This is a genomic window from Thermosynechococcus vestitus BP-1 (genome assembly GCF_000011345.1).
In the GTDB taxonomy this organism is placed as follows: domain Bacteria; phylum Cyanobacteriota; class Cyanobacteriia; order Thermosynechococcales; family Thermosynechococcaceae; genus Thermosynechococcus; species Thermosynechococcus vestitus.
This window is the reverse complement of record NC_004113.1, coordinates 1,711,227-1,734,767: the sequence shown is the minus strand read 5'-3', so window position 1 is coordinate 1,734,767 and position 23,541 is coordinate 1,711,227. Positions and strand designations below refer to the sequence as shown.

Genomic DNA, 23,541 nt, shown 5'->3' with positions numbered 1-23,541 from the left:
TTACTGCTTCGGGGGCGCTTCCACGAGCCGCACCTTTTGGGCCAGACCAATCCCTTGCAGTGCTCGAATTGTGATCCACGTAATATCAAATTCCCACCATTGGAGACCGTGGCGTGCCGAATGGGGATAGGTGTGGTGATTGTTGTGCCAGCCTTCGCCAAACGTAAGCAGGGCAACCCACCAACAATTTGTGGAGCGATCGCCCGATTCAAAGGTGCGGTAGCCAAACTTGTGGGTCGCACTATTCACAAACCAAGTCAGGTGATACACCAGCACAAGACGGACAAAGATGCCCCAGACCACAAAGGGCAATCCACCCCACAAATACAGCAAGACCCCTAGAACCCCTTGAATGGGCAGAAACTGCTGATTCAAAAAGCGATAAACAGGGTCAGTGTTAATGTCCTTGGTCAGGCGTTCCACCTCTGCCTTAGCAGGCACTTCTTGGAGCATCCAACCCATGTGCGACCACCAAAACCCCTTTTGGGAATTGTGCTGATCCAGCTCTTGATCGGAGTGGAGGTGGTGATTGCGGTGGAGACCCACCCATTCAATGATGCCACCCTCACAGGCCAAGGTACCGCAAAAGACAAAAAAGTATTCCAGCCATTTCGGACATTGGAAACTACGATGAGTGACAAGACGATGCCATCCCAGGGTAATCCCCAAACCGCCAGAGACCCAGTAGAGGACAAAACAGAGGAGCACTGCCGACCATGAAAACGTTCCAGGCACAAACACCAGCAACGCTCCCAAATGGACAATGGCCATAAAAAAAATCACCCCCCAGTTGGGACGCAGGGGGCGCGAAGGCAATGAAGAAACAGATGTCATAAAACTCTCGAACACATTGACAAGCCCTAGATAAGGGGAAGCCCTGCAGGCTACTCTACTAGGGCAGAAGCAGCTGTAAACGCTTTCTTAATTAGACCTCAAGAAAAGGATTTCGTGAATAGCCTATATTGAACAAGCAAAACAGCCAGCCACTCTTTCCATCATGACGGAGATTGCAGAGCACGTCAAGTGAAAAATCGGCTGAACAATTGGAGGTGCAGCTCCCTAGGAGGCCACTGGCCTCAAGACCCACTAGTCCTAGCTGATTTTGGTTGTATTAAAATTTGTCAATATGCTATAAATTTCCGTGAAATCACTGAGAAGGAAATAGCTCCCGTGGTCTACACTGATGCATAGGTGGAAGAAATCAATAGAGGCTTGTCTGGAGTAAATTCTTACTACTTCGGTAACTTATTCGAATAAGCCCCTCTTATTTTACAACACCTAGGAAGCAACACGCTAGTTTAATTTACAAAAGTTTACACTGTCCGTGTTTTTTTACTGCATTTGAGGTTTAGGAGTATGCTGCTCACACCCATGACCCGCTACTACATTCGCCGTCTGCTTGCAGAACGCGCTGAATCCCTTGGCCTAAACGTGAGTGGGAGCGACAGCGAAGCCTTTGCCGAGCAGTTGTCGCGCTTAGAATCCTTAGCTGCAACTAGGTCGGCGGAAATTGATCTGATTGTGCGGATGCACCAAACCCTCAGCCGCAGTGGCCAAACCTACAATAGCTACCTCGCCAATCTGGAGCAGAAGCTCTTTGCTTTGATGGGTCTGGGGGGACAACCTCAAGAAGACCTCAGCGACATCACCCTACCTCAGCTTGACAGCGTGGAAGAGCCAGCAGCTAAAGTCCTCACCCTAGCGGAAGTTCTCGAACACTTTAACAAAATTGGCGATATTGCCCAGAAATACCTTGGCAAGATGATTGTGGCTAACTATTGGCGAGGCACTCGTCCCTACAGCAGTTGGTTTGCTGACTTTACAGTGACCAATGAGGGTCGGGTCGTTTATCGGTCGTACCAATCCAGCCGGGATATTTACCCCAGTAGGGAACAAATTGAGCATTTAGACAATTGGTTGGCTGCTTTTGTTCGGCAGTGTCAGCGAGTCCTTCCCCAATTTACCAAGCAACTGCAAAAAGCAGGAATTGCCGAAATTAGCTTAGCTGCTAGCGCTCCATGACCGTCGAAGAAACAGCCATTCGCAGCCCCCTTGCCAACGCATACCCAGTCCTGCGGCTTTTCTTGGCCGTTCTCTGGGTAGGGTTGATTGTCTATAGTTTTGGTTTTGCGCCCCCCGATCAACCGCAAACGCTGACACTCATTCAACGGCTAGCTACTGGCAACTGGCAGGGCATTAACCCCCTAATTGTTAGTCTCTTTAATTTGATGGGTGTGTGGCCACTGATTTATACCGCATTACTGGTGGTGGATGGCCAAGGACAGCGATTTCCGGCGTGGCCATTTGCTGCTTTTAGTTTTGTCGTGGGTGCCTTTGCCCTGTTGCCCTATTTGATCCTGCGACAGCCTGCACCCCTCTTCACAGCAGAACTCAATAGGGGGGTACGTCTTTGGGAATCGCGGATCACTGGAATTGGGATTTTTCTATTGGCGATCGTCTTGCTGAGCTATGGCTTGTTTGCCGGCGACTGGCAAGACTTTTGGCAGCAGTGGCACAGCAGCCGCTTTATTCATGTGATGACCCTTGACTTTTGCCTACTGTCGTTACTCTTGCCCGTGCTGCTTGTGGATGACTGGCAACGGCGAGGGCTAGAAAAGTCACCGTGGCGATGGTGGAGTCTTGTCCCCTTTGTAGGAGCATTGGGTTACTTACTTTTGCGTCCCCCCTTAATTCTCTCGAAAAAAAGTGTGGCATGATACAAAAAAATACCCCTGAATTGGTTTTACTGATCTGTCAATGCTGAACTCTAAACCCAGAGCGAGATTGGCTGCTGTTGAGAGAGTTGCATTGTTGGGGGAATATTAGTGCCGACAGGACCCTATGCGATCGCTACACTATCCATTGAATCACCTTGGATTGATAGACGACTCATGAACAAAGACGGACCCTTAGCACCAGTCTTTCGCCACATGGCCAGTGGCCTGTTTCCCTCCACAACTGAAACCTACGAACGCGGGAAAACCATTTTCTTTCCGGGCGACCCAGCGGAAAAGGTCTACTTTCTCCTCAAGGGGGCTGTGAAGCTCTCACGGGTGTATGAAGCAGGGGAGGAAATTACGGTGGCGCTGCTGCGGGAAAATACGGTATTTGGAGTATTGTCGCTCATTACGGGCACCCGCTCCGATCGCTTTTACCATGCGGTGGCATTTACGAATGTGGAGCTATTGGCCGTTCCCATCGAGCAGGTGGAAAAGGCAATGCACGAGGATCCCGATTTGCCAATGTTTATGATTCAAGGTCTCTCATCGCGGATCCTACAAACGGAGATGATGATTGAAACCCTTGCCCACCGCGATATGGGATCCCGCTTGGTGAGCTTTCTGCTGATTCTCTGCCGTGACTTTGGCATTCCCACGAGTGCGGGAGTAACTGTCGATTTGAAGCTTTCCCATCAGGCGATCGCTGAGGCCATTGGTTCGACACGGGTAACTGTGACTCGCCTATTGGGGGAACTCCGCGATCAAAAAATGATCTCAATTCACAAGAAGAAAATCACGGTGCATAATCCGCTGATGTTGAGCCAGCAGTTTACCTAGGGGTGAGAGGCCAGCACCAGTTGGCCATAGTCCAGTTTAATGAGGCGATCGGCAACATCAAAATAGCGATCGTCATGGCTAATAACAAACACCGTTTTGCCTTGGGCTTTGAGTTCTGGTAGGAGTTGGCGGTAGAAAATATCGCGAAACATGGGATCTTGATCCGCTGCCCATTCATCAAAAAGGTAGGCAGGGCGATCGTCGAGATAGGCCAGCAACAACGCCAAACGCTTGCGCTCCCCTTGAGAGAGGGAAGTTGTTGAAAAGCGATTACCTTCTAGGCGAACTTTGTGACTGAGGCGCAGTTTTTCAAGGTAATGTGGGATGAGGGCTAGGCGCTCTGGAGATTCAATTCCCAACAGGGAGTCAAAGAGGTAAAAGTCACTAAAGACAGCGACAAAGTGTTGCCGATACCATTCGTAGTCCTGAAGCTGCAAACAGTGATCATCCACCCAAATTTCCCCCTGATCGGGAATGTAGAGTCCTGTAATAATTTTGGCGAGGGTCGATTTGCCGCTGCCATTACCACCGACAATAAAGACCAGTTCTCCGGCCTCAATGGTCAAACTTAAGGGGCCTAGGGTAAAGGTGGCGGGTTCATCCTCATGGCTACCGCGGTACTGATGGCAAATCTGCCGTAGAGAGAGGGTTTTCCAACCCAAGGGAGGAAGCTCACCCCTATTATTGATATCTTGGCGCGGATCCCCAAGGCTGAGTTGCAGGGATTCCACTTTCTTGAGGGCAACGCTGGCACGGCTAAACACGGGAATGGCATCAATCACCTGTTGCATTGGCAGCATGAGGTAAATAATTGTGAGGACATAGCCTGAGAGAACCGTGGGTGTGGCTCCCAGCAAATGGGGCAGTGTAAAGAGAAAAAAGCCAATCGTCACAAACAATAGCAACTGCCCCCAACTGGCAGCAATGGCAAAGACCATGTACCCTAGTTCATTTTGCTGCCGTGTTTTTTGAGCTGTGGGTGTCAATTCCCCATAGAAGAAGGCGAGCCGCCGTTGCCGATTGAGCTTGAGTTCTTTGTTGCCCTCGGTGAGTGTCCGAAAGTGGTGAAAAAGGTGATCCTGTTGCTGCCGCGCCTGCTCTAGGAATTTTTTTGCTCTGCCCGCTAGAAATAAGTAGCTGCCAGTACCAATGACAATTAAGGCGACAAGGGCAAAAAAGAGGGGCGGCGACAACCAACCCATGTAAATAAGACAGCCAATCACAATGGCAATGGCATTAAAAAGATTGGGCAACACGGAAAAGGAACGGGAGACGGCATCCACATCCTCTGTCAGCGTTGCCAGCAGCTGGGGATGACCAATGGTTTCTAACTGGCGTAGGGGTGAAGCGAGAATCTGGCGACTGAGGAGGAGGCGCATTTCATAAACCGCCTGTTGGGCAGCCCGCACCAGCAGCACTTGGGAGCTAAAGTGGGTCAACAGCAGGAGTGTACCAAGGAGAATAAACCCCCAAGGCAAGAGGCGTTGGAGGGCAGGGGTTTTCTGCAGGGTGGCATTAATGAGGGCAATGAGCGCAGCTGTGCTGCCACCGTTGAGCAGCCCGGCGATCGCTGCTGCAACAATCGTCGGCCAGGCGGCTTCCAGGAGAATCTGAAACAGCTTCACGAATCTGTGGTCTCATCAGGGTTAGGGGCGGATGCAGGCTCTTCGAGATTCAAGTTAGGAATAAAACTGGGGCGATCGGCATTTTCCCAACCGGGGGGACGCTTGGAGTTGTACCATGCAATGAGGCCAATGCTCACGGCAGCAATTAAACCCAGCAGCAACACCCCATAAAAGGGGAGGAAGTTACCTGCACCGACGGTAAAGCCAATTGCCAATGACCCCATTATTTTCCTCGTCAATATTGAGAAATATTTAGAACATAGAACACCACTATAACAATCCTAGCGCTGCTTTGAGAATGCTGAGGGGCGAAGCGGTCTAGGGTACATTAAAATTAAAATGATGGGGGGTGACTCCACCTGGGACAGAGAATTTCTCCTGACCTTTGAAGACCTGTGAACACCTCTGAACGATGAGCGATCGCGCCCTTCGACCGGCCCTTGTCGCTGCTGTGAAGCCTGGCTCCATTGCTGCGGAGTTGGGATTTGAACCCGGTGATGCTTTGGTGGCCATTAATGGCGATCGCCCCCGCGATCTAATTGACTACCGCTTTTTGTGTGCCGATGAATACCTCACTCTTGAAGTACTGGGCAAGGACGGCCAAACCTACATTCTCGAAATCGAAAAAGAGATTGACGAAGATTTAGGCCTAGAATTTACCACTGCCCTCTTTGATGGCCTAATGCAGTGTAACAATCGCTGCCCCTTTTGTTTTATTGATCAACAACCGCCTGGCAAACGGGAAAGCCTGTATATTAAGGACGACGACTACCGCCTAAGTTTTCTCTATGGCAGTTATATTACCCTCACCAACCTCCTCCCCTCAGAGTGGCAGCGCATTGCCCGCTTGCGCCTTTCCCCCCTTTACATTTCTGTCCATGCTACAGTGCCCAGCATCCGCCAACGCCTACTGAAAAATCCCCGCGCCGGAGAGATTCTGCAACAGATTCGCTGGTTTCAGGAACAGCGGCTGCAACTCCATGCTCAAGTTGTTGTTTGTCCGGGCATTAATGATGGCGAGTGCCTAGAGCAAACACTGCGAGATTTAGCCCAGTTCTATGATCCTGATTGGCCCACAGTCCTCTCAGTGGCGGTCGTGCCCGTGGGTCTGACCCGCTTTCGTCCTGCTGAGGATGAACTCACCCCCGTCACCCCCGATCATGCCCAAGCGGTGATTCAACGGGTACAGGCTTTGCAGCAGCAATTTGAACGGCAGTGGCAAACCCCCTTTGCTTGGCTGGCGGATGAATGGTTCTTGATGGCTGGGTGGCCGTTACCGCCAGCGGCCCACTATCAGGACTATCCACAACTAAGCAATGGAGTGGGCACAATTCGCCTGTTCCTAGAAGAGTTTGACCTTCACGCCCCACAGCTCCCTCAACGCCTACCACAGCCGCGGCATCTCAGTTGGGTGGTCGGCAATACGGTGGAACAGGCTTTTGAACCGTTAGTGGCACGCCTAAATCAGATTGAGAACTTGCGCCTTGATCTTTATGCCTTGGCCAGTGACTATTGGGGACAGCGGCTGTCAGTGACAGGGCTACTGACCGGCCATGATTTGATTTATCACCTGCAGGGCAAGCCCCTCGGCGATCGCCTGCTCCTGCCCAGTCTCATGCTCAAGCACGATGCAGCCGTTTTTCTCGATGATGTGCCTTTAGCCACTGTCGAGGAGGCTCTCGGGGTACCCATTCAAGTGGTCTCTGGCGGTGCAGCAGGAATTATTGCCGCTTGTACCTGTCCTTAAAGTCACTGATCTTGCCCCTTGGGATCCACGGGACCTATAATGGCTGGATGCTGTCCGCTGCACACTCAACGCTATGATTGCCACCTCATCCCGTCCGGTTCGCATTGGTTCCCGCAAAAGTCAACTGGCTCTTGTGCAAACGGAATGGGTACAGGCGCAACTGCAAACCCACCATCGCGATCGCGCCTTTGAAGTGGTGACAATGACAACCCAAGGGGACAATATCCTGGATGTTGCCCTGGCAAAAATTGGCGATAAGGGACTCTTTACCAAAGAGCTAGAGCTTTCAATGCTGCGGGGCGAAACTGATTTGGCTGTCCATTCCCTGAAGGATTTACCCACTCAGTTGCCTGACGGCTTGGTTTTGGCTGCGATTACCGAACGGGAAGACCCCGCGGATGCCCTCGTTTTAGGTGCAAAGTGGACAGGACACACCATTGATACCCTCCCCGAAGGTACAGTCATTGGTACCTCGTCATTGCGACGCTTGGCCCAACTACGCCACTACTATCCCCATCTCACTTTCAAGGATGTACGGGGCAACCTAAATACCCGCCTCGCCAAATTGGATGCGGGGGAATACGATGCCCTGATTTTGGCGGTAGCTGGTCTGCGGCGTTTGGGGTTTGGCGATCGCATCAGCCAAGTCTTGCCAGCAACGGTATCCCTCTATGCCGTTGGTCAGGGCGCTTTGGGTATTGAATGCCGCGCCGAGGATGCCGACATTTTGGCTTTGGTGAAAACCCTTGAACATCCGGAGACAACAGCCCGTTGCCTAGCGGAGCGCGCCTTCCTGCGGCAATTAGAGGGGGGTTGCCAAGTTCCCATTGGCGTTCACACAGTGATTGAAAATGGTCAACTGACCTTAACAGGGCTAGTGGCAAGTCTAGATGGCCAACGCCTTGTGAAAGACAGTCTCACAGGAGACGTGGCCACAGCGGAAGAACTGGGCACTCGCTTGGCCTTGAAACTCCGTGAACAGGGTGCTTCCGAGATTTTAGAAGAAATTTTCGCTACAGTCCGCCCTGAACGCTAAGCTAGCCCTACCATGGACTGCCAACCATTGTAAAGGCGGCCCAGTAATAGGGATGACTCAGGGGGCGATCGCCCGCTCCTTGACTAACCGCTTCTGGTAATGGAATCTTGCCGCGAGTCGTTAGCAGCCCATTATCCTGGAGGCGGATTTCACCCCGAAGCATCGCTAACTGAGCTTCTCGTAGAGCCTCTGCCTTAATCGGTGCGGTGTTCAACTGATTGTAGAAACCACTCATCAGTGCCAGTGTCCCTTCATCACTGACATACCATAGACTGGCAAGAACTGACTTTACCCCCGCCTGTACGGCAAGGCCTGCAAACCCCAACTCCGCATCTAAATCTCCGACTGCTGTGCGGCAGGCACTAAGGGTCAACAGTTCCGCTAGCGGGCGGTCAAGTCGTAGTTGCCGCAGTTGTACAAGATTCAATCGCCCATCGCGAAAAGCAATGTAGGAATTTTCGGGAGCCCCCGGTTGAAACTCAGCGTGGGTGGCCAAGTGTATCACAGGATAGATGCCTTGACGGCGCTGCTGTTCAAAATTGGCAACCGTGAAGGCCTCATTGAGAAAAGCCCGGCCGCCGCCTAAATTCTCGACAATTTGGCTCACCTCCACGGGCACAGCGGGCAAAGGGGACTGATCCAGAAATTCCGATGCCCCCATAGCCAGGATGCGCTCCCGCTGAATACTGCGGTAACGGGTATCCGTCAGTCTCAGACTGGGCACCAAAGCCATGCTAAAGCGCTCCACTAAAAAGCCCTTGCCATCATGGAGCGCCGCCACGGGAATTCCCCGCATACCACTGTCAAGGACAAAGACCAGGGTTTCAATGCCTTGGGCATCTAACTGAGGACGCAAGGGCGCGATCAGCCATTGGTAGAGTTGCTGGGCAGCAGGGAGGTAGGTGCGGCTATTCACCAAGCGTGGGTCACGCACATTATTTGTAAACTGCTCCACAGTTTTTAGAAGTTGCTCACGTCTCACACCCTTCACTGGGGTATAGAGTGGCTCTCCTTGGGGCGTCACCATCATCAAATCCAGTTGATCTAGCCGTGCCAAAGTGTAAAGGACGGCTGGTTTCTTCCCTGTCTGCTTCGCAATTTCATTCAGGGCTTTTTGCAGATCCTCAATGGATAATTCACCCACACCGCAGGTACGACCAAGGTAACTCGTAACCTGTTCACAGCCTCGCTGGTCTAAAAGGGCAAGGGCAAAGCTGAGGTCGTTATTATCCAGTGCAATTTCTATCTCTGGTGTTAAGAGAATTGGAGATGCCTCAGGGGGCACTTCTACCGGTGCATTGGTAACAGGAGAAAGCACTTGTAAGAGTGGACTCCCTTCCTCTTCAGAAAGCGGGGAAGTAGTTGAGCCTCTATTTTCAAAACGGATATTCCCAACTTCTACTAGCCCTGATAACGTCCTTGGTGGTGAAATAATGGAATTGACCGATTGAATAGCGCCTGCTGTTCCATTGAGATCAGGATTCCCAACTAAGAAGGGTGTGTCATTATTGATAAAGATATTGACCGAGCGGCCAAATATGCTGGTGGGAGCACCATTGAGATTAAATGTGCTTAAACCACGCAGTGAGTTTTCTGCATAGATGTCAACCCCACCCGTTCCAGCGTTAATCCAGTTGAAACTAATATTACCCCCTCTGAGGTTAACGTCTCCACCACTAGTGGCTAAGCTGCCTAGGGTTAAATTGCCGCTAGGTATGGCCCTATTAGTCAACAGCCCCCGCAGTGTTAAGCTGCCATTGAGAATTGAATCTATCGTACTTTCAAAGGTTTGAATGGGAAAGTCACCGGTTTGTGCCAAGAAACTACCACCATTGGTAAAAATATTACCTGTGGTGATATTGGGAGCAAAGAGGCTGACACTACCACCACTCCCAGCAGTGTTAATGCTTCCAGTTGTCAATTGCCCCCGATAGGCCACAGCGTCGAAGTTGCCGCCACGAGTTGTAACAATTCCCGTTGTAATACCTGTTATCGAGTCAAGGTAAACAAAACCACCATTACTGTTGATATTACCAGTTGAAATACTTGCTGACGAGGAAAAGATAGCGATCGCTCCCCCTGCACTGAGTAAGTCACCAAGAGTAATGTTATTACCAGAAACCACACGAATGATCCCGTCACTTTGGGTAACTTGTAAGTTGCCAGCAATAATGTTAGATGTCGAGCGTAAATTAATGCCTGAACTAGTGATCACATTGTTCAATTGAGTATTTCCAGTAGTATTGATGTTTAGACTTTTAGTGTTAATTATTCCTGAAACTGTTGTTTGCCCGCCGGAGGTGATACTCAATGGATAATTACCATTGATATTTCCAGTGAAGCTAATATTTCCTCCTGAAAAACTTGTTGAGTTCAAGAGGATGGTGTTACCACGGAATTCGATGTTGCCAGCAGATGCATTGGCTATTCCTCCAAGGGAAATCGTACCTCCACTACTCTGTAAGCTGATACTTCCTCCTGATGTGCTCAGGACATTGCCACTAGAGGGAAGAAGGATACTGCCACTGGCTTGGAGAGTAATATCTGTGCCATTCGTTTGTATAGGAGTATTAGCATTAATATTTGCTGCACTGATATTAATTGGATTATTTAGAGATGAGGAATTTGTAATTAAGTTCCCTGCTTCTAGAATCAGACTTCCTGCAAGAGAGATAGGCGCTTCGATAACAATGTTATTATTAGCTCTTAGGGTGAGTGAGTTTGTCGAGCTACTTGAAACCGGAGTTAGCACATAAATGTCCCCAGGGCTACTTGCGCCACTGGCTGTTGTGACAATAACGTTTGTAGAGCTTAGGGCAGATAAAAGTGTTGCTACACTTAGGAAAGAGGATGATGAAGAGTCAGGGTATGCTTGAAAGCGCAAAAAACCAGGAATGCTACTATCAGTACCAATATACGAATTGGAAGGCGAGGTGTCGATATAGATATCTGTTGGATCAAGTAATAGTGTGCCTGTGTTACCATTGGCGGCAGTGGTGTTGACCGTCCCTTGGAAATTAAGGTACTCTTTGCCAGACACTTCCACAAAACCACCATCTCCCCTGAGGCTACCGCCGCGGGCGCTAATTTGGCCGTAGAAGTGCGTGTTCTCATTTGCCCAGTTGATAACTGTACCGCCATTGCCTTGACTGCGGGCATCAGCATTCAAAGAAGTTCCGCTATTAACGAAAAGATTTGCTGTGTTAAAGCTAGAATCGAGACGGTTGGTGCCGCTTGTTCCGCCTAAATAGTCACCACCAACTAGGATCGTGCCACCCCCTGTCAGTCCCGAGGCTGTGAGTTGAGCATTGAGGAGAGCGACATTACTGCCTTGGCCAGCAATTGTGATTTGGCCACCTGAGCCGGTGTCGCTACTCACATCAATGGTGCCGCCAATGACGGCGGTATTGGTGACCAGCGGAATGTGGGTGCTGTCATGTACCAGACGAATTGTGCCATCAGGGTTGCGAATCACGCTATTGACACTGGGATAGCCATTTCCACCTGTGAGTAAAGTTGGTAGGTCGGTTGGCTGAATGATCCTATCAGCGGGTAATCGCTCCTGAGGAATTTCAAGGCTGAGGAGCATGCCCTCTTGGGAAATACGCACCAGTCCTGATTCAGGGACGGCTACAACATTGACCTTGCCCCCCGGTGCTGTTAAGGTGCCGCTATTGATCACCTGATGTGCCATTAGGGTCAGGGAATGACCCGCATTAACCCTAAGGTTGCCTTCATTAATCAGGATGCCTTTATTGGCAAATTCAAAGCCGATCGGGAAGCCATTGAGTTGGCTGTAGGTGTTTGAACCGTTGAGATCAAAGACACCATTGCCAAAGTGCACGCGCTGCGCTGTTGAGGCATGAAATGCGGCTGGTAGATTCAACTGCGCATTTGGACCAAAGACAATACCCCCAGGATTGAGGAGATAGAGATTGCTGTTGCCCCCTGTCACTTGCAGTAAGCCATTGATATAGCTAGGGTGACCACTATTGACACCAGCAAGAATATTGCGGATTTGGGGGCTAGAAAGAAAGTTGGCAATTTGCCCCTGCTGGACATTGAAGTCGCGGAACAGGTGAAAAAGGTTTTGACCGTCGCCAGAGAGTTGTCCGCCGCCAATGTTGAACTGATTGTTGACGGTTTCTACCGTAGTGCCGGTGGTATTGGGAGCAGGTGTGATTTGCCCAAGTACCGGCGTGGCCAGCAGAGAAAGTACACTCGTAACGCTGATGAAACCGTGGCGGGCTACGGTCCTTAAGAATTGAGGAAGCATATAAATTCTTACAAAAGATAAATTTTTGTAAAAAAATCGAATGCCGAGGATAGTTTGATCCTCAAGAACAATGTTAGCAATGATCAAAGGGGTGTGCTACTTAACAAAGTGACTTCTTTCTGTTGACTTAAGAGTTAAAACAAAGCGCTGAGAACGGAGCGTAATTTGAAGCGGATCGCGATCGCCGTCAAGTTATCGTGGCCATTGACTTGGTTTCCCACATCAATCAGTTTATGGAGCGACTGACTGAGGGGAATGCTAAAGTCGAGCATTGGGAATAAGTGGCTAATAATATGGGTTTCAAGGCAACGATTATCGGATAGACCATCGGAGCAAAGTAAAATAAGGGTGTCTTCTTCAATCTCTAGGTCTGTGACTTCTGGGTGAATCGCCTCATTGTTGCGGGGTCCAAGGGCTTGGGTGAGTTGGTAGGCGTCGGGGCGGCCATAGGCAATTTGCGGTTCAAGTCCCTGTTGAATCAGACGTTGACCGACTTCATGATCTGTGGTGAGTTGTTGCAGTCCTTGGCGTTTGGTGAAGCGGTAGATGCGACTGTCGCCGACATGAGCAAGGCGAAGATGGTAATTATGAAGCAGGGCCATGACAAGTGTTGTACCCATGCGACCACTGCCCGTTTTTGCTTTTTGATCATTGGTGGCAAAAATGACCTCGTTGGCGCGGTAAATGGCGTTGCGTACCTCCTCAGCACTGGGCAGTTCTCCCTGCCACGGCCAAGTCTGCTCGAAGTATTCATGAACGGTTTTAGTGGCTAAGGAGCTAGCGACTTCTCCTTCGGCGTGGCCGCCCATGCCATCACAAAGCACATAAACCCCTTGAACCTCTAGTTGTTGACCGTTGGGGGTTATGCGCACCTGCTGCCGATGATTGATGAGATAGAAATCCTCGTTGTGGTGGCGATCGCGCCCAGTATCAGTGTGAGCAGCAACGTCCACTTGAACCAGTTGTCGTGGTAGGAGGGCAGTTGGTGCATCCTCAATAGCGGTGTGGTCCTCTTCTGCTGATTCTGGTGAGAGGCTGATGTCTGGCAGTTCATCAGTTAGATCGCCTGTACTTTCGCCTGTTTCCTCCTCAGACAGGGGTTCACTGCGCAAGGTGGAGGCAAGGGAGTCAAGCAACATCTGAATGTCTGAGATTTTCTCCAGAGGAGCCGTACTCAAGGAGACCAACAGGGGCATGAAAACAGCTTGGCGGCGACTAGAGGCATGGGCAAATAACTCTTGCCAGACGCTAACGAGGCTAGGGGGCGGCGTGGGTCGCTCAAAAGTTTCCCCTAAGGGCAAAGTGAAGTCCAGTTGATGCAGCCACAATTGAGCGTCTGGTTTGACGGCTAAGTTTCTGACTGTCAGCAAGGAATAATGGCAATGCCACGGTTCTAAAGTTTTCCAGAGGTCAATCATGTCCTCTAGGTACTGGAAGATCTGCTCATCGGCAATGTTGTCATCTTGCCAAACATCTTGCAAAGGGCGCGCAGTGTGATTGTAGTCGAGAATAATGCCATGGCAATAATTGACTGGTAAGTTGCTTGTGGAAACAGTATCTAGCCACGCATCGTGAATGGCTGGAATGGTTTCGGGGTAAACAAGGTGTAGGGCAAGGTAGGCGATCGCCACCGCGCTGAGGTCAGGGTATTGCGCTTGCAAATGGGGAATGACCACCGTAGGGTCAAGAATATTGAGTCCCTGTGCCCAGTCCTGAGCCGTTTCCCGAAGGTTTTCTAAGAGCGTCGGCTCCTCAGGCTGGAGATCCTGCACCAATTGAGGCAAGTCACAGGCGTAGCGGTAATCCCAGCGTTGGTAGCGGTGCTGTGGGTCAAAAAAGGCGGCAGCATTGGGAGGATTGGTGTCCTGCTCAAACACAGTTCCCTCAGAGGTGTGGTTGGGGGCAGCCAAAATGGGATGGTCAGGATAGGCAGGATAGAGGACGCCCCACCAAAGTTTGAGGTTTTGATCAGTTTGAGCGGTAGGCATTAGAGCACTGAGCCAGCAAAGACAGGACAGCGACGATCGGGTATCCCCTATTGTATAATCATCGCCCTGGGACAGACCTTTTCTACGTCTTGCTGCTGTTTTTTATGAGGATTCTTCAGCCATTGCCATCAAAGGGAATGATTTTGGCAACAAGGCTGAGGACATCCGACTTGGCACGGGTTGATGCAAACGGATTAATCGGGCCAAGGTTGACTTCAGTTGAGTGCGCGGCACAATCACATCAACAAAGCCACACTTTTGGACAAATTCGGCAGTTTGGAAGTCATCGGGGAGTTTTTCCCGCAGCGTTTGCTCAATGACCCGCCGCCCGGCAAAGGCGATCGTTGCTTTTGGCTCGGCAATAATAATATCCCCCAACATAGCAAAGCTAGCGGTCACGCCCCCAGCAGTGGGATGGGTCAAGATGGGAATATAGAGCAGACCAGCACTGCGATGACGCTCAAGGGCAGCAGCAGTTTTGGCCATTTGCATCAAGCTGAGCATCCCTTCCTGCATGCGAGCACCGCCAGAAGCACAGACAATCACTAAGGGAATATGCTCCCAAGTAGCTCGCTCAATTAGGCGGGTGATTTTTTCACCAACGACGCTGCCCATACTACCGCCCATGAAGGCAAAGTCCATCACCCCCAAGGCAACCGGCAGACCTTCGAGTTGGCCCAGCCCAGTTTGTACGGCATCCTTAAGTCCTGTTTTCTCTTGATATTCCCGCAGGCGATCGCTATAGGGCTTGCGATCCTTAAATTGCAGGGGGTCACAACTGACCAAATTTTCATCTAGGGGTCGCCATGTGTGGGGATCAATCAGCTGTTGGATCCGCTCACTGCTGCTGACGCGATGGTGATGGCCACACTCTGGACATACCAGTTGATGGCTATGTAGATCCTTGCTGTAGATCATGACGCCACAGGCTTCGCACTTTGTCCAGAGGCCATCGGCGATCTCCCGCTCTGGCTGCATGGGTGTCAAGGCGGTTTCTTTACGGCGATTTGCAAACCAATCAAATAAAGACATTCTAGAAAATTCCCTTTAACGTTGAGGTCTCAAATAGCGCGTTTGTATGGGTCTCTCCAAAGCGCATCCACTAAGAATAATTACTTATCATCCCACTTTGTTGCATTTTTGCAATATATCGCCCAGATTTGAGAAATGATGCAGGGGTCTGGGGAGAGATCACCGATCCAAGGGGAAGTTCGGTGTCACAATAAGAGGAAGTTAGCAGTTTGCAGCGTAGCACTGGGTTGAATCTTATGTCCATGGTTGCAGTCGTGGTGGCGATCGCCATCTTGGGAATCTTGATTTTTGTCCATGAGTGGGGGCACTTCATCGCTGCCCGCAGCCAAGGCATTCATGTCAACCGCTTTTCCATTGGTTTTGGCCCTATCCTCTGGAAATTTCAGGGCAAAGAGACTGAGTACGCCCTGCGCCTGATTCCTTTGGGGGGCTATGTGGGTTTTCCAGACGATGACCCCAATAGCGGCGTTCCCGCCAACGATCCCAATCTCCTAAGCAACCGTCCAATTTTGGATCGCGCCATTGTCATTAGCGCTGGGGTGATTGCCAATTTGGTCTTTGCCTATTTGCTACTGCTGGTGCAGGTGGGGGTCATGGGCATTAGTCAACCCACGTACCACGAGGGGGTGCTCATTCCTGCCCTTGTTCCTGAAAGTAGCCTTGTGGCCACCCAAGCGGGCATTCAGCCGGGGGACTTGGTTTTAGCGGTGGATGGCCAACCCTTGGGTGCCGATGCCAATAGCTTGCCAAACCTAATGCGAGCTATTCAGCAACATCCGCAGCAACCTCTGACACTGACGATTCAACGTCAAGGGCACATCCAAGAGATTACCGTCACCCCAGAGGTCAGTGAGGAGGGTCAAGCGCGGATTGGCGTTCAACTGGCGCCCCATGCGGACATTCACCGTGAACACACCTTCAACCCAATTAAATTAGTCACGGCAGCAGCGGCGGAGTTTCAGCGGGTGATTGTCCTAACCCTAGATGGCTTTCGGGAACTTTTCCAGCATTTTGATCAAGCGGCTCAACAAGTCTCTGGGCCAGTGGCGATCGTTGCAATGGGCGCAGATATTGCCCGTTCAAATGCTGAACAGCTCTTTACCTTTACCGCTTTGATCAGTGTTAACCTTGCGATTATCAACATTCTGCCCTTTCCAGCCCTTGATGGTGGTCAACTGCTGTTCTTGGTGGTAGAAGCGCTGCAGGGTCGTCCCTTACCTAATCGCATCCAAGAGGGCGTGATGCAAACAGGGCTGGTTCTCCTCCTCGGATTGGGAATGTTCCTGATTGTTCGCGACACCGTGAACCTCACGGGCTTGGGTTGGGTGCAGCAACTCTTTTAAGTCCACCTATGGCTATTACCCGTCGCCTCTGCGCCAAGCAACAACGGGCATTGGAAATTCTCACCCGCCTCAAGCGCCTCTATCCCCATGCTACCTGTAGCCTTAACTTTGAAAATCCGCTGCAATTGCTGGTGGCCACCATTCTCTCTGCCCAGTGCACCGATGAGCGGGTAAATCAAGTTACGCCGGCGCTGTTTGCCCGCTATCGCGATGCCGAAGACTTTGCGGCAGCCGACCTGGCAGAGTTGGAACAATACATCAAGTCCACTGGTTTCTATCGCAACAAAGCTCGCCATATTCAAGGCGCCTGTCGCCGCATTGTCGAGGTCTATGGGGGTCAAGTGCCCAAGGTAATGGAAGATTTGCTTTCCCTACCGGGAGTCGCTCGCAAAACGGCCAATGTGGTTCTTGCCCACGGTTATGGCATTTTAGGCGGCGTCACTGTGGATACCCATGTCAAGCGCTTGAGTCGGCGGCTGGGGCTTACCCAAGAAACCGATCCCGTAAAAATTGAGCGGGACTTAATGCGCCTGATCCCCCAGCCCGATTGGGAAAACTGGTCAATTCGCTTGATTTACCATGGCCGTGCAGTGTGCCAAGCCCGTCAACCCCAGTGCGAAAGCTGTGAGCTGATTGATTTGTGTGCTACGGGCAGGAAGCTAATACCAAAGCCATAGGGAGTTGTCGGGTAGCAGTGGGCATTACTGACCCCTAGCCCCCTAAGAACTGGACGTTCCAGTTTCCCAGTATCCGGCTCAAGCTTCCCAAAGCCCCTCTATTAGGAGAAGCCGGCTGTATGAACAGCCTTTACGATACTCATCTACAGCCTCTCTACCTTGCATGTAAGGCTGGTGACCGCACCAGTGGGTATACCCTTAAGCCTAGCTCCCTATCACCTGACACTGGTGAAGTTGCTTCCTCCTGACGGATTCAGCTTTAACCTTGCGGTTCGGGCTACATTGTCGGGAGGGGTTCATACCTGGTCGTTGCCAACCACGCATGCCTCCCTAGGCTACAGTTGGGGGAACAGCTGGTTCCATCCCAGTAGGTTGTACCGGTGGGACAATCATCTGGCTAGCTTTCGCGTTGCAATTAACCTCCGTTCTTGAGTATCTCCTTGACTGCTCCAGAAAGTAGCCGTGATTGCGTTAAATGCAATTGGACTGCTTGATTGACAGGATAATTTGTGATCACCAATTCTGTAATCTTGCCACGCCTTGCCCCATTGCAATTAATGGTACGATTAGCTAGAACTTCATCAATAGCGAAATGGGGAAACTTATACAGAGAGCGCACAATAGCAGTATCGGAATTGGAAACCGTGATGTAAACATTATTTTGGCTTAATGTAATACAAATATCCCGCAAGCGTTCCTGGTCTTGTAACCCAAAGCCATCGGCATAATAGGATGTAAAGTTCGAGGTTTGCGAAATTGGAACATAAGGTGGATCAAAATACACCCAATCGCCTGGTTTGGCTCTCTCTGTCACGGTATCAAATGGCGCGCAGAGGATTTCAACGTTTCGCAAGGCGTGTGACACTGCTAGAAGATTGTCTTTGTCTAGATATTTCGGTGCTTTATACCGTCCAAACGGCACATTAAACTTTCCCTGCCGATTGACTCGATATAAACCATTGTAGCCTGTTTTATTCAGATAAATCATCCTTGCTGCTCGTTCAGACAGGCTCAATTTCCAGGGATCTTTTGCGCGAATTTCGTAGTAGAAATCTTCGCTGTGTGGAAATTCTGATAAAAGAACGATCACTTCTGCAACACGATCACGAATCGCCAGATAAGTGTCTATGAGTTCAGCATTGATGTCTGATAGTATTGCGCGCCGAACCTGATTTTCCCTATAGAGACGAAAGAAGATTGCTCCACTTCCTACGAATGGCTCGTGATACGTATTGAAGTAAACCGGCTTGTGTTCTAACAGTGCATCTGCCAGTTGAGTCTTACCGCCAGCCCATTTCAAAAAAGGTCGTGGAACAGATAAGTCGCCCATTTTACAGTCCAAAATAGAGGCGCAACCAGTCTTCCAGTTCGTCAAACCAGACCACTTTGCCAGTGGACATCAAATAACCCCGCATATTAGTAGAAAAACCTTCGCCATCAATAACTACTATGCCTGGGATAGGCCAATGGGCTATGTCTTGAATGGTAGCGGGAACTTTTTCTTCCGCCGTACCAGGCGTAGCTTGGAATTTGCACTCAACACCCAACCGTTTGCCACTCTTGTCATCGGTGATGACTACATCAATGTATCGTTGTTGTCCCCACAACCTTCTCGCTGCTCTCACCTCAGTTTGTACTCGTAATCCAAGACGTTGAGCAAGAGCAACAACTCGTTGTTTCAATTCATCGCCGCTTTTCGGAGCGGTTCCTTTTCCTGGCATGTGATACTCCTAACCGAAAGATTTCCCCTTTATTTTCTCACTCAAATGTCCTATGTCAGTCAGCATCGATCATCAATTAGGAGAAAGCGCCACCTAACACCTGATTGTCGGGTAGCAGGGGGCATTACTGACCCCTAGCCCCCTAAGAACTGGACGTTCCAGTTTCCCAGTATCCGGCTCAAGCTTCCCAAAGCCCCTCTATTAGGAGAAGCCGGCTGTATGAACGGCCTTCACGATACCCACCTACAGCCTCTTTCACATCGCACTCAGATAATTAGATAAAATAAAATCTTTGTGATCTAGCCCAACGACAACTCTGACCGCAACCACCGGCAAACAGTTTAGCACCCTTGAAACCCCTCCCAAGAGTTTGCCGGTGAGCTGATTGGCCTATTGTGGCGCATTCTAATTGTGGAAAGGGACTGCGGTGGCGATCGCAGAGCCAGACAGTACTGTTAGATCCACCATCAACCATGGGTGGCTGGCCGCAGGATGGATCTGAGTATTGAACCAGGCCCCGATTTGGGCATTGCGGTAACATGACCCACGGTGATATTGAATTGATAAAAACCGACTGTAGGCAGCCTTGGGGGTACCAGAGTTATGGCGGTACAATGGTGGGGGATGGCAAATATTCCAGTTGTGGGATGGAATCGATCCCTCTCCATTGATTTCTATGGGTGTCCAAGGAGTGTCTTTATTGCCTCTTGGCAGGGGCCAAAACGGATAAGTTAGAGGGACGCAACAATTGGCGACGCTGGATGCAGGAACAACAGCCATGATGATTTATCGCCTCAATGCCCTTACGGATAACTACATTTTTTTGCTCCATGATCCGCAAACGGGGACAGCGGCAGTAGTAGATCCGGCAGAGCCAGAGCCTGTCCTTGCCAAATTAGCGGAATTAGGAGCCACCCTAAGGGCAATTTTCAATACCCACCACCACTGGGATCATGTGGGTGCCAATTGTGCCCTGCGATCGCGCTTCCCCGATATTGCAGTCTACGGCAGCAGCGAAGATCAAGGCCGCATTCCAGAGCAAACCGTCTTCCTGAAGGCGGGCGATCGCGTTCCCTTTGGCCAAACTTATTTTGATGTCCTCTTTGTTCCCGGCCATACCCGCGGTCACATTGCCTACTATGCGCCGACAACGGGCGATCTATTTTGCGGTGATACCCTCTTTGGCGGCGGCTGTGGGCGTCTTTTTGAGGGAAGCCCGGCCCAAATGTTAGACTCATTGAATCAACTGCGGCAGCTACCGGAGGAGACGCGGGTCTGGTGTGCCCACGAATATACCCAAAAGAACCTTAGCTTTGCCCTCACCGTCGAAGCGGATAACCCTACCCTGCAAGAGCGCTACGCCCAAGTTTGTCGCGATCGCGCCCAAGGGAAAGCCACGATTCCCAGTACGATTGGCCTTGAAAAGGCAACAAATCCCTTTTTGCGCTGCGAAGTCAGGAGCATTCAGATAGCGGTGGGGGCAACCACACCTCTACAGACTTTTACACGGTTGCGGGGTAAACGGGATCAGTATTGACGTGGTCATGCAGTAATCATTTACCCTACCAGAACGGTAATCTAGTTTTAGATTTCTCTACCGACAAAGCCGCTATGGCAGTTTCCTATCAGAGTCGCTTCTTCACCTTTTGGCGACAGCAATGGCAACGTTGGCAGCAACGGTGGCAGCGCCAACAATGGCAGGTTGAAAGCACCCTCAGTGGCACACTTCAGGTCATCGGCTCAATTCTGGCACAATTTTGGCAGCGGCGAGTTCTGCAACTGCTGGGTACGGTCTCCCAAATGGGTCAACGCCTCCTGCCGAAACCCACAGCGGCACCCCCTGCCGATGAAGCCCTGTTAACTGTAATGGCTGCTCTCTCCCCCACAGCAGGAGAGGATCAATCTTGGCTAGTGGCGATTGCCCCGATTGCTCGTCCATTAACTTGGTGGCAGCGCTGGATCGCCCCTTGGCAACGCTGGTTTCAATCCCCGTCGAAGACATTACCCGCAGCGGACGCGCCCTTGGCACAGCGGCCACCTTTTTACCTGGCCTGCGATCGCGCCGCAAAATCCCTATTGCTTGTGGATGAGGCTGCCCGCCCCTTGAAACGCTTCACCCCCACAGAACAGCAGCAAATTGAGGAACACATTGCCTATGCCTTGGCAGTGTACTATCAGCATGTTCGGCAGTGGTATCGGCGACGACATCACTGGCTCTGGGGTTGGTGGGAGCGATCGCTAAAAGCAGGCCCTAACCCACCGTCCTGTTTAGTGGCAACCTTTCTGGGGCAACTTCAGTTCACAGGTACCCATGCAGGGGATTTAGTCCTACCCTCGGCGTCCCCCTTGGCCGCTGCTGTCCGCTGGTTGCGATCGCATCTCCCCTCTGGTTGCAAAAAAACGCTTTCCCAAGTGCAGGTACAGGGGATTGCTACCCTCTTAGAAACGCAACAGATGGTGCTCATTGGCACCGATAACACTATCCTGTACACCCTCAGCCCTGCCCAACAGGCGCAGGCGCTAGCTTGGATTGAACGCCATCTTCATCCCTTCAAGCTGCCCTTCCAAGACTGGCTGAGTCAACTCTCCTACTGGTTAGGAGGATTCCAACCCCCTGCGGTAGCAGCTGTGAATTCGCCCCTATTGGCAGCTACGGATGCTTTGCCAGTCTTTTCTCCCGTGGACACCCTGCTCAGTTTAGGGAGCACCTCGGCGCCAGTAGCTCATTCAGCGCCATCGGAAACTGCGGCCACCCGTATCCATCCGAATCCAGAGCAGTTGATTCTTGATGTGGATGCTGCCCTCATTGGCTATGAACTCCACTGGTTTGAACGGCTACTGCTGTGGTGCGATCGCCTGTTTCTGTGGATAGAGGAACACCTGATGCGCTTGGGGCGTTGGCTCTTGCAGCAGTGGCAGCGCTGGTGGCAGTTCTAACGGCTCTCGATTTGGCGAATTGCCTGCATCATTTGGTTGTAGGATTGCATATCCCCCTGCTGGCGGTAGAGTTCAGCGGCTTGCCGCAGATCAGGTAGGCTGGCCTTGAAATTCTCTTCTAAAAGATATGTCACCCCCCGCAGAGCAAAGGGCATTGGATTTCGCGGGGTCAGCTGGGTCAAGGCCGTCCAACTGGGGCGACTGAGGGCATAGTCCCCCATCATAAAAGCGGCCACTCCCCGCAGCAAATGATAGTCAGTATTCTGGGGATTGGCGGTAATGAGGCGGTCAAATACGGCGATACTACGGCGAAAATCTCCACTGAGAAACAGCGCCAAAGAGTGAATCATTTGCAGATCACTGTTGTTGGGCCTGAGGGCAAGGGCGCGTTCACTCTCTGCAATTGCATTGCCAAAGTTGCCGAGGAGCAAATTCAAAAAGCTACTCACGCCATAGGCTTCGGTGTACTGAGGATTGAGGGCGATCGCCTTGGCAATGTCCGGCTGAATTGTGCCCGGTCGTTCAGCCATAGTGCGCATAAATGTCTCCAGCAAAGGGGTGGGTGGGTTGGGAGGAAAGGCATCCTTGAGGAGCGGGTTGCCCTGGGTGAGACGGCTCAAGTACTTGGTACCCAGTTCTTCACCGAGCTGATCAAAGTCTTGGTTCGGCACAAGGGCAAAAATTTGCGCTACGGCCCGTCCCAGATAGGCTTCACTGTAGTTGGGATTGCGGGCGATCGCTTGGCTGTAGTTTTCAATGGCGGCGGCAAAATTTTTGCGCCGGAAAGCCACCTCAGCGGCAAGGAAATAGTCTGCCGCCTTCATGGAGGCCAGAGCCGGTAGAACCGTGGTTTGCCGCGACGGTGTTGCCAAACCCAGGTAGGTATGAATGGGAATGCCGAGATTAAAGCCGCGTTTAACAAAGACGGTACTAGCGCCACTACCTTCCTGGACAAGGGTAGAAGCTATATCGGCACTGCCATGAATCCCAATTAAACGGCCATTTTCATCGAGGACAGGCCCCCCACTCATCCCTGGCAGCGTGGGGTTACTGTAGACGAGGGCATAACCATCTTGAATCGGACGTGAGGCATTGGCCGTCAGTCGCCCCTCTGTAAATTGATAAATGCCACCCAGAACCGAGGCCTCCTGCGCAGGAAAACCAGCGACAAAAACAGGCATACCCTCCACGGCTTCCCCAGAGTTTCCCAGTGTGGCAAGGGTGTAATCACGGTTGCTTTCAATTTCTAGCGTGGCTAGATCAACACTGGGCAAGCGACGAATTGAGCTGGGTCGCACGGCATAGCGCTGGCCATCAACCGTTTTCACAGTGTACTGGCCGCCCTTTTCAATCACATGGTAAGCGGTGAGGATGACGTAGGTATTGCCATGACGCTGCAATAGGATGCCTGAGCCATGGCTGTTGGCACCTTCAATCAGCACGGTGATCTCTTTGGCGATGCGGGCAACTTCTGTAACGCTGACTGCTTGACTTGGAAAAGGCTGAGCAATGGGGAAGGTGGCGATCGCCATTCCCACCAATAACCACCTGTGCCAGCGCCCCATTGGGATACCTCCAAGCAGACTCTAGCCCCACGATAGC

The 23,541-nt window shown here is 51.2% G+C and carries 18 protein-coding genes; 9 read left to right on the top strand and 9 right to left on the bottom strand.

The window, feature by feature from the left end; genetic code table 11:
* On the bottom strand, positions 1 to 834 hold the full coding sequence (locus TLL_RS08395; RefSeq protein ID WP_164920911.1) for an acyl-CoA desaturase: 834 nt from the start codon (positions 832 to 834) through the stop codon (positions 1 to 3).
* 522 nt (positions 835 to 1,356) lie between these two features.
* Between TLL_RS08395 and TLL_RS08390 the strand changes: the two genes are divergently transcribed.
* The 3 genes from TLL_RS08390 (at position 1,357) to ntcA (ending at position 3,557) form a co-directional block, all read left to right on the top strand.
* Positions 1,357 to 2,022: a hypothetical protein gene (locus TLL_RS08390; protein WP_011057489.1), complete on the top strand. Its 666-nt coding sequence runs from the start codon at positions 1,357 to 1,359 to the stop codon at positions 2,020 to 2,022.
* Positions 2,019 to 2,717 (top strand): hypothetical protein, encoded by a 699-nt coding sequence (locus TLL_RS08385; RefSeq protein ID WP_011057488.1) that lies wholly within the window; start codon positions 2,019 to 2,021, stop codon positions 2,715 to 2,717. The genes TLL_RS08390 and TLL_RS08385 overlap by 4 nt, the downstream gene beginning before the upstream one ends.
* Positions 2,718 to 2,891: 174 nt before the next feature.
* Positions 2,892 to 3,557: a global nitrogen regulator NtcA gene (gene ntcA / locus TLL_RS08380; protein WP_164920910.1), complete on the top strand. Its 666-nt coding sequence runs from the start codon at positions 2,892 to 2,894 to the stop codon at positions 3,555 to 3,557.
* Here the strand turns inward: ntcA and TLL_RS08375 are convergent.
* Both TLL_RS08375 and psb35 read right to left on the bottom strand, forming a co-directional pair.
* Positions 3,554 to 5,182 carry a cyclic peptide export ABC transporter gene (locus tag TLL_RS08375; RefSeq protein WP_011057486.1) on the bottom strand — a complete coding sequence of 543 codons (1,629 nt, stop codon included), beginning with the start codon at positions 5,180 to 5,182 and terminating at the stop codon, positions 3,554 to 3,556. The two genes, ntcA and TLL_RS08375, sit on opposite strands and share 4 nt — an antisense overlap.
* Positions 5,179 to 5,406, bottom strand: coding sequence for a photosystem II assembly protein Psb35 (gene psb35 / locus TLL_RS08370; protein ID WP_011057485.1), 228 nt, complete (start codon positions 5,404 to 5,406; stop codon positions 5,179 to 5,181). Before psb35 ends, TLL_RS08375 begins: the two co-directional genes overlap by 4 nt.
* Before the next feature lie 188 nt (positions 5,407 to 5,594).
* Between psb35 and TLL_RS08365 the strand changes: the two genes are divergently transcribed.
* The gene (locus tag TLL_RS08365) at positions 5,595 to 6,929 is read left to right on the top strand and encodes a TIGR03279 family radical SAM protein (RefSeq protein ID WP_011057484.1); all 1,335 of its coding nucleotides are present in this window, start codon (positions 5,595 to 5,597) and stop codon (positions 6,927 to 6,929) included.
* 73 nt (positions 6,930 to 7,002) lie between these two features.
* Complete coding sequence (gene hemC, locus TLL_RS08360) at positions 7,003 to 7,965, top strand: hydroxymethylbilane synthase (RefSeq protein WP_011057483.1); 963 nt, start codon at positions 7,003 to 7,005, stop codon at positions 7,963 to 7,965.
* 7 nt (positions 7,966 to 7,972) lie between these two features.
* Here hemC and TLL_RS08355 read toward each other — a convergent pair whose 3' ends face one another.
* The 3 genes from TLL_RS08355 to accD form a co-directional block, all read right to left on the bottom strand.
* Entirely contained in the window at positions 7,973 to 12,241 is a 4,269-nt protein-coding gene (locus TLL_RS08355) for a CHAT domain-containing protein (protein ID WP_011057482.1), read from the bottom strand.
* Between the two features lie 134 nt (positions 12,242 to 12,375).
* On the bottom strand, positions 12,376 to 14,229 hold the full coding sequence (locus TLL_RS08350; protein WP_011057481.1) for a serine/threonine phosphatase: 1,854 nt from the start codon (positions 14,227 to 14,229) through the stop codon (positions 12,376 to 12,378).
* A 102-nt stretch (positions 14,230 to 14,331) separates the two neighbouring features.
* A complete protein-coding gene (gene accD, locus TLL_RS08345; RefSeq protein ID WP_011057480.1) occupies positions 14,332 to 15,261 on the bottom strand; it encodes an acetyl-CoA carboxylase, carboxyltransferase subunit beta in 930 nt (309 codons plus the stop codon).
* 236 nt (positions 15,262 to 15,497) lie between these two features.
* Here accD and rseP point away from each other — a divergent pair, with 236 nt between their 5' ends.
* Both rseP and nth read left to right on the top strand, forming a co-directional pair.
* Positions 15,498 to 16,604 (top strand): RIP metalloprotease RseP, encoded by a 1,107-nt coding sequence (gene rseP / locus TLL_RS08340; protein WP_011057479.1) that lies wholly within the window; start codon positions 15,498 to 15,500, stop codon positions 16,602 to 16,604.
* Positions 16,605 to 16,612: 8 nt separating this feature from the next.
* Positions 16,613 to 17,281, top strand: coding sequence for an endonuclease III (nth, locus tag TLL_RS08335; protein ID WP_011057478.1), 669 nt, complete (start codon positions 16,613 to 16,615; stop codon positions 17,279 to 17,281).
* A 415-nt stretch (positions 17,282 to 17,696) separates the two neighbouring features.
* Here the strand turns inward: nth and TLL_RS08330 are convergent, their stop codons facing one another.
* Complete coding sequence (locus tag TLL_RS08330; protein WP_011057477.1) at positions 17,697 to 18,611, bottom strand: DNA adenine methylase; 915 nt, start codon at positions 18,609 to 18,611, stop codon at positions 17,697 to 17,699.
* Between the two features lies 1 nt (position 18,612).
* Positions 18,613 to 19,002, bottom strand: a complete 390-nt coding sequence (locus tag TLL_RS08325; RefSeq protein WP_164920909.1) for a PD-(D/E)XK nuclease superfamily protein — start codon at positions 19,000 to 19,002, stop codon at positions 18,613 to 18,615.
* A gap of 778 nt (positions 19,003 to 19,780) precedes the next feature.
* Between TLL_RS08325 and gloB the strand changes: the two genes are divergently transcribed.
* Entirely contained in the window at positions 19,781 to 20,539 is a 759-nt protein-coding gene (gene gloB, locus TLL_RS08320; protein WP_011057476.1) for a hydroxyacylglutathione hydrolase, read from the top strand.
* A 74-nt stretch (positions 20,540 to 20,613) separates the two neighbouring features.
* Positions 20,614 to 21,939 (top strand): hypothetical protein, encoded by a 1,326-nt coding sequence (locus TLL_RS08315; protein ID WP_011057475.1) that lies wholly within the window; start codon positions 20,614 to 20,616, stop codon positions 21,937 to 21,939.
* On the opposite strand, the gene TLL_RS08310 is transcribed toward TLL_RS08315, so the two are convergent.
* Complete coding sequence (locus TLL_RS08310) at positions 21,936 to 23,504, bottom strand: S1 family peptidase (protein WP_164920908.1); 1,569 nt, start codon at positions 23,502 to 23,504, stop codon at positions 21,936 to 21,938. The two genes, TLL_RS08315 and TLL_RS08310, sit on opposite strands and share 4 nt — an antisense overlap.
* Between the last annotated feature and the right edge of the window lie 37 nt (positions 23,505 to 23,541).